Below are 11,383 nucleotides of genomic sequence, written 5' to 3'. Positions count from 1 at the left end.
TATTTCGCACCTTCTCCCCCAAAGGAGGGCAAAATGCCTATCTCATCCCAATCATGCCTAAAAATCGCTCCGAAAAGCCGAAACGCCACCACGGAGAGACCGTATATTAGTGTGGTCATTCCGACTCTGAACGAAGAGGGCGTGGTCGATCGCTTGCTCGGCGATCTCTTGCAAGACGCCACTGCCAAGTTGGAAATCATCGTCGCCGACAATGGCAGCACAGATCGCACGCCACGAATTGTCGAGGCATTGGCACGTTCTCAACCTGACCGCATCCGGCTTGTGCAGGCACCGGTAAAAGGTGTTTCATCTGCGCGAAACGCCGGCGCGAAGCATGCACGCGGACAGTACCTGGTATTCCTGGATGCGGATGCCCGCATCTCCCCACGCACCCTTTTAGATGCCACCGCGGAAATGCAACAACGCGGCTTAAGCACGGCCGCGTTCCGCTTTATCAGCGGTTCCGACTGTTGGGGCGACCGACTCATCGCCCGCCTTTTCAATATGGGTATGGGGCTATTGCAACACGTCGCTCCCACTGCCCCTGGTTCGGCCGGTTATCTCGTGCTACGTGATGTTCACGAGCGCCAAGGCGGCTTCAACGAGAACATGCATTTTGGCGAAGATGTGGAGTATCTCCGCAGGGCGAGCGATGGCACGCGGTTTCGTCTACTGAAGCGTGGGCGAATCATGCTGGACATGCGACGTTTCCACAGCGAGGGACGTCTTCGCTTGTTGTGGAAGATGGTCTTCGGCACGGTGATTCAATCCGTCAAACCGGTACTGATCAACCCGCCGTTCGAATACGCCGCCAATCATTCGGGCAACGACCCTGCAGAACGGCTCCATACCAATGCCCACCTGCCTCGGGTATTGGCGAACTCCTACAAGATCGTCGCTCGTTGGCCTCGCCTCGTCCCCGCAGAACTGGCCAGCCCAAGCCATTTCTTCAAACGCGCGGACGGCCAAACTGACATCGTTAAATTGCTGAATGAACGCGGCGCGCACATTACGCCCTATTGCCTGGATGATCATCGTCGTCGGCTGCTCTTGGTGGAAACCCCTGAGACAGTCGATCTGCTCACGGCGGATCCGTTTTTCTATGAAGCTCAGCGTGATCACGCAATTCGAATCCACGCCGTGGCTTACGGTGATTTGGAGCGCTTGGTCGATGCCTTACTGCCCGCGGAGCAAATCCCCCGTCCGATCTTTTTGCACAGCACCGGGCGCTGCGGTTCGACGTTGCTGAGCCAACTGTTGGCAACCACCGGGAATGTCCAGTCCATCTCCGAACCGGACTTCTACAGCCAGGCTGTATTGCTCTCGCGTATGGCGGAAGGCCGACGCGACGAGGAATTGCGTGCGCTTATGGATCGTTGCACACGATTGCTCGGCCACCACCTGCGCTGTCGCGATCCGAAGATGACGCAGCCCCTGATAAAATTGCGCAGCTGGTGTCTTTTCGCCGCACCGCTGTTTGAACCGCTCAGTGTCCGCGGTGATCATGTTTTTCTTTACCGCGACCCGCTGCCCACGATCAATTCCTTCCTCAATGCCTATTTTTCCGAGCGACAGTATCGCATCTGGAGACGCCTCGGACTCGATAGGCTGCTGCTCTCCACACTGGGGTCGATCCCCCATACGCGCAAAGCATTGGGAGCGACTGTTCCACTCTTCAATCACCCGGAATTCCATCGGCACGGACGCGCCAGCGCGGTGGCTTATTTCACGCTGCAGTGGCTCTCTCACATGGCGGAGAGCGCCCGACTGCAACGAACAGCGCCTCCTTTTTTCAACGCGATCATCCGCTATGAGGAGCTACTTAAAGATCCCGGCCCGTGCATTAGCACACTATTTTCCGAGCTCGGTTATCCGGTCACCGGGCTGGAACCGAATGCCATCGCAGATTTGCTTGCCCGCAACTCCCAGCAAGGCTCTCGTATGCAAAGCAAAGGGCAATACCTGCTGTCCGAAAGGGAAGAACAGCAGGTGCTCGCCCTGTTGGAACGCCGCCCCATCGGTTGGTACGAAGAAGGGACGACTTCTCCTGTCGCTTACAAGGGAGGTGTAAGCCATGCACAAACGAACCTTACGTGACCTGTCGGAAATCGAGGTGGCAGAAAAACCCCGCCGGGTATTTCCGAGCGCCCTGCGCTTTTTGCTCCTGCTCGTCGTCATTCTGGCCTTGGCCGCCGCTTCCCGCAGCTTGCCTGTAGAGGTCGATGTCAGCCGACAGGGAATCAATGACTTGGTCGATCTGTTACGGGAATGGAGCCTGTCATGGGGTGTTTTCGGTCCGCTGGCGATCATTGTTCTCGGGGTCGGTGGTGTGTTGCTGAATGTCCCCACCGTGCTGGTACTGATCGCCGTGTCCCTGATCTACGGCCCCATGATGACGATCGTACTGACCCTCATCTATTGGGCCATCGCGTGTTATTTCACTTACACCATCGGTCAGCGGCTCGGCCAAGAGTTCGTCGCGATGTGCTTCCGAGCGCTTCCGGCTAAGGCTTCTGAGCTCATCAACGGCAACGGTTTTCGAACCGTGCTTTACATGCGGCTGATGATGTTCGCCGTGCCGCCGGTCAACTGGGCATTGGCGACGCTGGATGTCACACGGCGGAATTACATTTTCGCTTCGGTACTGGGAGGAATACCCCATATCGTGCTGTGGAGCACCCTCGGCCCGCGAGCAATCGAACGCGCCCTAAACGCCGAACCCGGCTGGTGGTACTCGCCAGAGATCGTGGTCCTGGCGCTCTTTGGAATGGTGCTGACCGTCATTGTCCGACGGTTATTGCCGCCGGCCTAGCAGGAGAATTTTGCATGCGAAAGTACGTTTGGATATTCATCATCGCCCTCGCAACGACCAGCACCTTGAGCTATGGAAACCCGTTGGAGCAACTCACGGGTGGTCGCGACAACTGCACCGCAGAGCCGCCCGCTCAGGCTCCGGAGGGGTTTATGTGGGGAATCACGGCCTACCACATCCCCCTGCCCGACTACGAACTTTACCCCGACGACTTCCGCGCGATGGCCGAAATTGGCATCCGCTGGATTCGGGTCGACTATGCCTGGAAGCGAATCGAGCCGGTACGAGGTGAACCCTACGATTTCAGCTATTTCGACATGGTCACCCAGGAAGCCGCCCGCAACGGCATCCAGATTATTGGCCAAATCGGCAACGGCTATAACCGGGACCGGGCCGTCGCACCCGAGTGGACGGGAGACTTGCGAATCGGCGAGTACCTGGATGTTCTTGACCGTTATGCCCGCGCAGTGGTCGAGCGGTATCACGACACCATCGAATACTGGTCGCTGGAGAACGAAATCAATTTGGATTATCAGCACGTGGCGAGTAATCAGCGGGCCCATCTGTGGTCACCCACCGCCAAAATGCGGATCATTCATACCTTGAACGAAGCAGTGAAACAGACTGACCGCTCGGCAAAGACGGTCCTATCGGTCGTCGCCGTCCCGGGATTCCTGCAGTTTATCGCAAGAATGAGACTGGTCGCGGATTACGATTTTGTGGGCGTATACATGTACCCGGCCATCGGCGGACCGATCACAGAAGGTTTTGCGGGTTATGTCTGCCGCGTGATCACTCAGTCTAGATACGCCAGCGGTGGCAAACCCGTGATTGTCCTGGAAACGGGTTTCAAGACCGGTGATGGTGAGGGTCGCACACCGGAGGCGCAACGGCTTTTTTTACGCAACATGGCGGAATACACGCTGCGCGCCGGCGCGGTGGGTTTTTTCTGGTACGAGTATCTGGATAATCCAAACGAGTCCCAGCCCCGCCAACGCCACAGTGGATTGTTGGAAGAAGATCGCTCCCCAAAACTGAGCTGGTTTGAATACGAGCGCGTCATCCGACAGTACAGCCCGTAAAACCCTTAGACGCGCCCGCCGGTTTGCCGGCGCTGCCAGGGCAGCGCCGGCAAACCTGTTCTGGCGACAGAGCACAGCCAACATCCAGTGACCAACCCCTCCGCCCGCAACGCCCCCGCGGGGTTGCGGACACCGCGATCAGTGAACCGGCGTCACAAACCGGCCTCACGCAGTCGGGCCACGTGCTCGAGATAAATTTCGCTCGGCTCGAATGGCCCGAATCCGTCCAATCCCAGTATTTGATTAATCTCATCAATGTGGTTATGGGGATAATCGTCCCGTATCACCATACCCAAATGGTTGCTGCAGCGACCGACCAGTCCGTCGTTTTCTTCCTCGAAAACCAACCCTGTCAACCACAAGATGACATCGCTGGGATCAACGACGGTCGTCCAGTTCCGCACCCCACCCCATGAGTAATACCGAATCCCGTCGACCTCATAAGCACCCTCGCCACAATCCTCGGGTACGGCTTGTGGATAACGACGGTTGAAGTCTTCAAGACCCACGGCCGTCAGCGACGACAATGCCGCCTTACCGTCCTGCGGATAACCGCCGGTAGACGACAGATCGATCAGCCGCCCGAGCAGACCGACGGTTACGTGAACGAAACCAGCCCGTAACGTTTGGTCACCTCCAGTCAGGCGCCGCACAAAATCTCCCAATTCACTGCCCTTGTGGGGTGCACCGACCGTGGTCACGCTGGCGACCAAATCCGGGCGTTCGGCAGCGACATAACGCGCCGACAAGCCACCTTGGCTATGACCGATAATGTTGGCCTTACTGGCGCCCGTTTGTTGCAGAAAATGCTCGATCTGCTCGATCAATTGGTCGCCCCGGATTTCCGAAGAATTCACGGCGGAGACTTGGGCGACGTAAACCTCGACGCCGCTCCGTTCCAGCTCTTTGGCGATACCAAACCAATATGGAACGATCCCGAACAATTGGTCGAAACCAATGAAACCGTGGACCAATACCACGGGGTATCTCGGCGTGACCGACGAAGACGTCGCACCGGCGGGCAAACAGAAAAAGCAAAGAAACAATAAGACGGCAATATTTCGCATCATGATGTATCGCTCAAGGAGGTGACCCAGCAAAATCAGTGGGGCGCGCCGTGCAATCTTCGGCGCATCAGGCGGACTCCCCATTATCCCAACGAGAAGCGTAGTTCGTGTTTCTCCACCTCGGGAACGGCTCTAAAGACCGTATGACTCGCGACAAGCGGCGCACTCGCCTGAACAAAAAGCCCCGGCACGCCACAGGGTGCGCCGGGGCTGGTTTGTTGGTGAGTTACTTCAGGTCGAAGCGGTCGGCTTGCATGACTTTCGCCCACGCCGCCACAAAGTGCTTCAGGAAGGTCTCCTGGGACCCGGGATAGGCATAGAACTCGGCGACGGCCCGCAGTTCGCTATTGGAACCGAATACCAGGTCGGCCTCAGTGGCAGTCCACTTAGGCTCGCCGGAGACGCGATCCCGCCCCTCGAACACGTACTCGCCCGACGCCGCTGGTTGCCATTGGGTCGACATATCGAGCAGATTGACGAAGAAGTCGTTACTCAGCGTGCCGGGTTTGTCGGTGAAGACGCCGTGCTTGGCGCCGCCGGTGTTCGCATCGAGTACGCGCATCCCGCCGATCAAGACGGTCATCTCCGGAACGGACAGGTCGAGCTGGTCGGCCCGATCCACCAGCAACGCCGCGGGAGACCGGCTTAGGCCTTTGCTGTAGTAATTGCGGAATCCGTCTGCCTTGGGCTCGAGTACCGCGAACGATGCCACGTCGGTCTGGGCTCGGGTGGCATCAGTGCGCCCCGGAACGAACGGGACTGTCACCTCGTGGCCTGCCTCCTGCGCCGCCTGTTCGATAGCGGCCGCACCGCCGAGTACAACCAAATCGGCGAGCGAGACTTTCTTATCGCCCGACTGAGCGCGATTGAACTTGTTCTGTATCCGCTCAAGACGTTTCAAAACGCGCCTGAGTTCCTTGGGGTTGTTCGCTTCCCAATCACTCTGCGGCTCCAGCCGGATACGCGCACCATTGGCACCCCCCCGCTTGTCGGAACTGCGGAAGCTGGCCGCGGATGCCCAGGCCGTGCGCACCAGTTCCGGTCGCGTGAGGTCTGAGGCAAGGATTTTTTCCTTGAGATCCGCAATGTCTTTGTCGTCGATCAGCTCATGATCGACCGCGGGAACAGGATCCTGCCAAATAAGTGTTTCCTCGGGAACCGCATCACCCAGAAGCCGCGGACGCGGGCCCATGTCGCGGTGGGTCAATTTGTACCAAGCTCGGGCGAAGGCATCCTCAAACTCGGCTGGGTTGTCCAGGAAGCGCTTGGAGATCTTGCGGTAAGCCGGATCGAACTTGAGCGATAAGTCGGTGGTCAGCATGACCGGCGCGTGCCGTTTGCCTTCCACATGAGCGTCCGGAACCGTGTTGGCTGCGGCACCGCCTTTCGGTACCCACTGAACGGCGCCGGCGGGGCTGCGGGTCTGCTCCCATTCGAAGTTGAACAGATTCTGCAAGTACATCATGGTCCATTGCGTGGGCGCTGCGGTCCAGGCGCCTTCCAGGCCGCTGGTGATGGTGTCTTCGGAATGACCTTTACCGCATGTGTTCTTCCAGCCCAGGCCCTGCTCCTCGACGCCGGCGGCGGCGGGCTCCGGGCCAACGCACTTGTTCACTTCGTGGGCACCGTGCAACTTACCGAAGGTGTGACCGCCGGCGATCAACGCCACGGTCTCCTCGTCGTTCATCGCCATGCGGCCGAAAGTCTCACGGATCTGTTTGGCCGCGGCGAGCGGGTCTGCGTTGCCGCCGGGACCCTCCGGATTCACATAAATCAGACCCATCTGTGTCGCGGCCAACGGCTTTTCCAGTGCGCCTTGTTGGTCAATGCGTTCACGGCCCAGCATCTTCGTTTCCGGACCCCAGTAGATCAGGTCCGGCTCCCAGTCATCCTCGCGTCCGCCGGCAAAACCATGGGTCTTAAAGCCCATGGACTCCAACGCCACATTACCCGTGAGAATCATTAAGTCGGCCCAGGAAATGCTCCGCCCGTACTTCTGCTTGATCGGCCAAAGCAGCCGGCGCGCCTTGTCCAGGTTGGCATTGTCGGGCCAGCTGTTCAGGGGATCGAAGCGCTGCTGTCCGCCATCAGCACCACCACGCCCGTCGTTCACGCGGTAGGTGCCCGCGCTGTGCCAGGCCATGCGGATGAATAATGGACCGTAGTGACCATAGTCTGCTGGCCACCAGTCCTGGGAATCGGTCATCAGCGCCCGGAGATCACGCTTGATCGCATCCAGATCGAGCTGACTGAAGGCCTCGGCATAATCGAAATCGCCACCCATCGGGTCCGATACGGTGGCGTTTTGGCGCAGCGGGGCGAGATTCAGCGTTTGCGGCCACCACGCTTGGTTGGTTTTGGGCTCCCCCATCGCCAGAGCGGGCCCGCCCAATGCCATCTGGGAGAGCGCCGCCAGGATAGCAATCCTTAGCATCCGATTTTTCAACATAGCCGTTTGTCCCCTCGTTTGTTCTCAAATGCGGGCCCAACGGCAAACGTTGCGGGCCGCGAGGTATTGCGCCTGCACAAGAAACCCTTCGAACCGACAGCAGTCGTCGCTCTTGATGGCAAATTGCGCAGAATGCACGTTGAGCATAATTCGACAACAGGCCGATTTCCATCCGAAAAAACCGATCATCAACTTGGAAAAAATCGATGCTTCAGCTACGTGCCCGTGCAGTCAAACGGGATTGGGTGATGCGCCTAAGAAGATCACCACCAATACCGGACTGAAATCGCCAAAGCCGGTTCCGCAGGCGCTAGGCCGCCAGACCTGAATCGAATGATCGGTGGTCTCCACGGCTCGGAGGGTATTTCGTGTTCTCAGTTCACCAGCGCGAAGCTTTTCTTCGCTTCCGACGCAGCCGCGGTGCCGGTGCTGGCCGTATTTTCGTGCGCCCGGATTTGGGAAGGAACGCCCCTTCACATCTCGCCCCGACAAAGACGGAGATCATCCAGACCGAACACGACCGGAGCACCCAGCGCCCTGAAGGCCCTGAAGGCCCTGTTTCCGGGCCTTCAGGGGTCGCGATCAGGCGACCTTTGCGGTCTGATTTTTGGCGTTTTCCGCTAGGTAGGATTGCTCCAAGGCGTCGGAATGTGTCAGCAGGTATTCAAACGCCGCCAACGATGCTTTGGCGCCTTCGCCCATGGCGATGACGATTTGCTTGTAGGGTACGGTGGTCACATCACCGCAGGCATAAATGCCCGTTTCCGATGTCTGACCTTTTTCGTTGATGACGATTTCTCCAAATCGCGTGCGCTCGACCACATCGGCCAGAAAACCGCTGTTGGGCACCAGGCCGATCTGGACGAAAACGCCATCCAGCGCCAGCGTGTGGACTTGTTCGGTTCCCCGATCCACGTACTCGATGGCATTGACCTTGCCGTTTTCGGCCTTGATCGCTTTGGTTGCCACGTTTCTGTAGATGGTGATGTTGTCCTTCGCCACGGCTTTATCTACCAGCACTTGGTCCGCTTTGAGTTCCGGCAGAAACTCGAACACGGTCACCGACTTGACGATGCCCGCCAAATCCAGCGCAGCTTCGATACCGGAGTTGCCGCCACCGATCACGGCAACGTCTTTGCCTTTAAAGAACGGGCCGTCACAGTGCGGGCAATAGGCCACGCCGTTACCGATGTTCTCCTTCTCTCCGGGCACGCCCAGCTCGCGCCATTTGGCGCCCGTTGCCACAATCAGCGTTTTGGTGTGAATTCGCTCGCCGGATGAGAGCGTGACGGTTTTGATGTCAGCTTGTTCAACTTGAGTGACTTTGAGATGTTCCTTGACGGTGATCTCGTAGTCGTTCATGTGCGCCTGCAGGGCGCCCACCAATTCCGGTCCGGTGGTTTGCGGTACGGAAATGAGGTTTTCGATACCTAGCGTGTCTTTCACCTGGCCGCCGATACGATCGGCAATCAAGGTAACCTTCAGACCTTTCCGGGCGCTGTAGATGGCCGCGCTCACACCGGCCGGACCGCCGCCGATCACGACCACGTCTTGCAACGGCAACTGCGCCGCGGATCCCGATTGGGCGATGGAGGGATAGCGCTCGATCAAGCGGTCGATGAGTTCCGCCGCGGTGACTTTGCCATTGGCGAACAGCTCACCGTTGAGGTAGACACTGGGCACACCCTGGATGTCGCGTTCCTCAATGATGTTTTGAAACAGGCCGCCATCGATCATCTCGGTACGGATGCGGTCGTTGAGTAAAGCAAATTGATTCAGGGCCTGCACCACGTCCGGGCAGTTGTGGCAGCCCAGGCTGACGAACACCTCGAAGCGTAAATCGTCCGCGACACGGGCAACCATGTCTTGGAGCGAATCGTCCAGCTTCAGGGGCGTGCCGGAAGCCTGCAGGATCGCGAGCACCAGTGAGTTGAACTCATGGCCACTGGGAATACCGGAGAACTGAATCCCCATATCCTTGCCATCGGCTTCAAGGGCAAAACTGATGGGGCTACGGAGCTTTCCTGCGGTGTCTCGCTCTTCGAGCGTAATTTTTTCACTCACGCCGGCGATGTCGGATAAGAACTTCGCCAGCTCCTCACGTTTGTTGTGCTCGCCGGTTTGCAAGACGAAAGTCACCGTCCGCTGCATGTTCGCGGTGTAGCCTTTTAATGCTTGTAAGATATCGTTCGTTAACATGATTCGGTTTCTCCTCGTTCTTGCGTTACCCGATCAAGGTGGGGTGTGAGCGCGACCGGGGTCGGGCTCACACCACGCTTCCTGATTAGATTTTTCCAACCAAATCCAGCGACGGCGCCAGGGTCTGTTCGCCTTCTTTCCAAGCGGCCGGGCAGACTTCGCCGGGGTGGGCGGCCACGTATTGCGCCGCTTTTACTTTACGCAGCAGATCTTCGGCATCCCGACCGATGCCTTCGGCGGTGATTTCCATCGCCTGAATCACGCCTTCGGGATCGACCACGAAGGTGCCACGATCCGCCAAGCCCTGACCCTCGCGCATGACTTCGAAGTTACGGGTGATTTCACCGGTGGGATCGCCAATCATGGTGTACTGGATCTTGCCGATGGTGTCAGAGGCGTCGTGCCAGGCTTTGTGGGTAAAGTGAGTGTCGGTGGACACGGAGTAAATCTCGACACCGCGCTTTTGGAACTCTTCGTAGTGGTCGGCCAGATCGCCCAACTCCGTCGGACACACAAAAGTGAAATCGGCGGGATAGAAGAAGAACACCGACCACTTACCTTGAAGATCCTGATCGGACACCTCGATGAACTCGCCATTCTTAAAGGCGGTTGCTTTAAACGGTTTAATTTTGGTGTTGATAAGTGCCATGGTGGCCTCCCTGTGAGTTGGTTTATGAACGGTTTAGTTTCGTTGCGAGGGTTAGGATAAAGCGGCACCTTTGATCTGTAAAATTGATAAAATTCATAATAACGTTCTAAAATAATGAACGTTCGAACAGCCATCTCAGGTGCCCCATGATTTCCATCAAGCAACTTTCCTACGCGCTGGCAGCAGAAAAAACACTGCATTTCCGAAAAGCTGCAGAGCTGTGCAATATCAGCCAGTCGGCACTGAGCACCGCGCTAAACGAACTGGAAAAGCAACTCGGCCTGCAGATCTTCGAGCGAGACAACAAAAAAGTGTTGGTCACGCCCATCGGAAAGCAGGTTTTGGAACAAGCACGCCGAATCATGCTACAGGTGGAAGAGTTACAGCATCTCGCCGACAGCCAGAAAATACCGCTCAGTTTTCCGCTGTCGGTGGGCATCATCCCCACCGTGGCCCCCTTCCTGCTACCGAAAATCCTGCCGGCGCTGAATCGGCACTACCCTCGCGCGCAACTCAATATCGTCGAAGAACAATCACAGGTTTTGGTGGACATGGTCCGAGCCGGTGAAATCGATACCGCCATATTGGCGCTACCGTTTCCCATTGACGGCCTATTGAAGCTGGAGTTTTGGCAGGAGGATTTTTATTGGGTGGCCTTAAAAGACGACAAGCATGCGCAGCAGAAAGAAATTACCAGCGATGAGTTGAACCACAGCAATCTGATGTTGCTGAAAGAGGGTCACTGTCTGAAGGACCACATTCTCGATGCCTGCAAGCTCTCGGAGCAAACGGCCAATCACGGTTTTGGCGCCACCAGTCTGAACACCCTGGTGCAAATGGTCATGGGCCGACTGGGGACCACGCTCATTCCGGAAATGGCGCTAGACCAACTGATCTCCCAGAACCCGGCACTTTCCGCCGTGCACCTGAATGAACCCGGCCCCCACCGCCGGATCGCCTTTGTCATCCGGCCCAACTACACGCGAATCTCCAGCATCGAGGCCTTGATCGCCCTGTGCGAAGCCGCCTTGACCAAAAAAACCAGCCAGACGACGGATGATCCGATTTCACTCAGTCCCGGACGATAACCGCTTCTCTGCGCACCGCCCAGGCAACCGAAAAACT

Annotated in this window: 8 protein-coding genes; 4 read left to right on the top strand and 4 right to left on the bottom strand. The window is 57.5% G+C overall.

The genetic code is table 11. The features are described 5' to 3' along the window. Positions 1 to 111 precede the first annotated feature (111 nt). Genes SVU69_10855 through SVU69_10845 form a run of 3 tightly spaced genes read left to right on the top strand, consistent with a single transcriptional unit; the run spans position 112 to position 3,894 of the window. Positions 112 to 2,097 (top strand): glycosyltransferase, encoded by a 1,986-nt coding sequence (locus tag SVU69_10855; GenBank protein ID MDY6943491.1) that lies wholly within the window; start codon positions 112 to 114, stop codon positions 2,095 to 2,097. Next, the gene (locus SVU69_10850; GenBank protein MDY6943490.1) at positions 2,075 to 2,812 is read left to right on the top strand and encodes a VTT domain-containing protein; all 738 of its coding nucleotides are present in this window, start codon (positions 2,075 to 2,077) and stop codon (positions 2,810 to 2,812) included. Before SVU69_10855 ends, SVU69_10850 begins: the two co-directional genes overlap by 23 nt. A gap of 14 nt (positions 2,813 to 2,826) precedes the next feature. Beyond that, complete coding sequence (locus SVU69_10845) at positions 2,827 to 3,894, top strand: family 1 glycosylhydrolase (GenBank protein ID MDY6943489.1); 1,068 nt, start codon at positions 2,827 to 2,829, stop codon at positions 3,892 to 3,894. Between the two features lie 152 nt (positions 3,895 to 4,046). Here the strand turns inward: SVU69_10845 and SVU69_10840 are convergent, their stop codons facing one another. From SVU69_10840 to ahpC, 4 genes are all read right to left on the bottom strand, one after another. Further along, complete coding sequence (locus SVU69_10840) at positions 4,047 to 4,964, bottom strand: triacylglycerol lipase (GenBank protein MDY6943488.1); 918 nt, start codon at positions 4,962 to 4,964, stop codon at positions 4,047 to 4,049. 223 nt (positions 4,965 to 5,187) lie between these two features. Continuing rightward, positions 5,188 to 7,395, bottom strand: a complete 2,208-nt coding sequence (gene katG, locus SVU69_10835) for a catalase/peroxidase HPI (protein ID MDY6943487.1) — start codon at positions 7,393 to 7,395, stop codon at positions 5,188 to 5,190. 597 nt (positions 7,396 to 7,992) lie between these two features. Beyond that, the gene (gene ahpF / locus SVU69_10830) at positions 7,993 to 9,609 is read right to left on the bottom strand and encodes an alkyl hydroperoxide reductase subunit F (GenBank protein ID MDY6943486.1); all 1,617 of its coding nucleotides are present in this window, start codon (positions 9,607 to 9,609) and stop codon (positions 7,993 to 7,995) included. 85 nt (positions 9,610 to 9,694) lie between these two features. Next, complete coding sequence (gene ahpC, locus SVU69_10825) at positions 9,695 to 10,258, bottom strand: alkyl hydroperoxide reductase subunit C (GenBank protein MDY6943485.1); 564 nt, start codon at positions 10,256 to 10,258, stop codon at positions 9,695 to 9,697. Positions 10,259 to 10,404: 146 nt separating this feature from the next. On the opposite strand from ahpC, the gene SVU69_10820 reads away from it, so the two are divergent. Then, positions 10,405 to 11,346, top strand: coding sequence for a LysR substrate-binding domain-containing protein (locus SVU69_10820; GenBank protein ID MDY6943484.1), 942 nt, complete (start codon positions 10,405 to 10,407; stop codon positions 11,344 to 11,346). The last annotated feature ends 37 nt before the right edge of the window (positions 11,347 to 11,383 follow it).

It is taken from the genome of Pseudomonadota bacterium, assembly GCA_034189865.1.
GTDB lineage: Bacteria > Pseudomonadota > Gammaproteobacteria > UBA5335 > UBA5335 > JAXHTV01.
This window is presented reverse-complemented; position numbering and strand designations above follow the sequence as displayed.

Bases quoted from the DNA above. Each gene is read 5' to 3' on its own strand.
- SVU69_10850 (MDY6943490.1), top strand. From the start codon at position 2,075: ATGCACAAACGAACCTTACGTGACCTGTCGGAAATCGAGGTGGCAGAA.
- SVU69_10845 (MDY6943489.1), top strand. From the start codon at position 2,827: ATGCGAAAGTACGTTTGGATATTCATCATCGCCCTCGCAACGACCAGC.
- SVU69_10840 (MDY6943488.1), bottom strand. From the start codon at position 4,964: ATGATGCGAAATATTGCCGTCTTATTGTTTCTTTGCTTTTTCTGTTTG.
- katG (MDY6943487.1), bottom strand. From the start codon at position 7,395: ATGCTAAGGATTGCTATCCTGGCGGCGCTCTCCCAGATGGCATTGGGC.
- ahpF (MDY6943486.1), bottom strand. From the start codon at position 9,609: ATGTTAACGAACGATATCTTACAAGCATTAAAAGGCTACACCGCGAAC.
- ahpC (MDY6943485.1), bottom strand. From the start codon at position 10,258: ATGGCACTTATCAACACCAAAATTAAACCGTTTAAAGCAACCGCCTTT.
- SVU69_10820 (MDY6943484.1), top strand. From the start codon at position 10,405: ATGATTTCCATCAAGCAACTTTCCTACGCGCTGGCAGCAGAAAAAACA.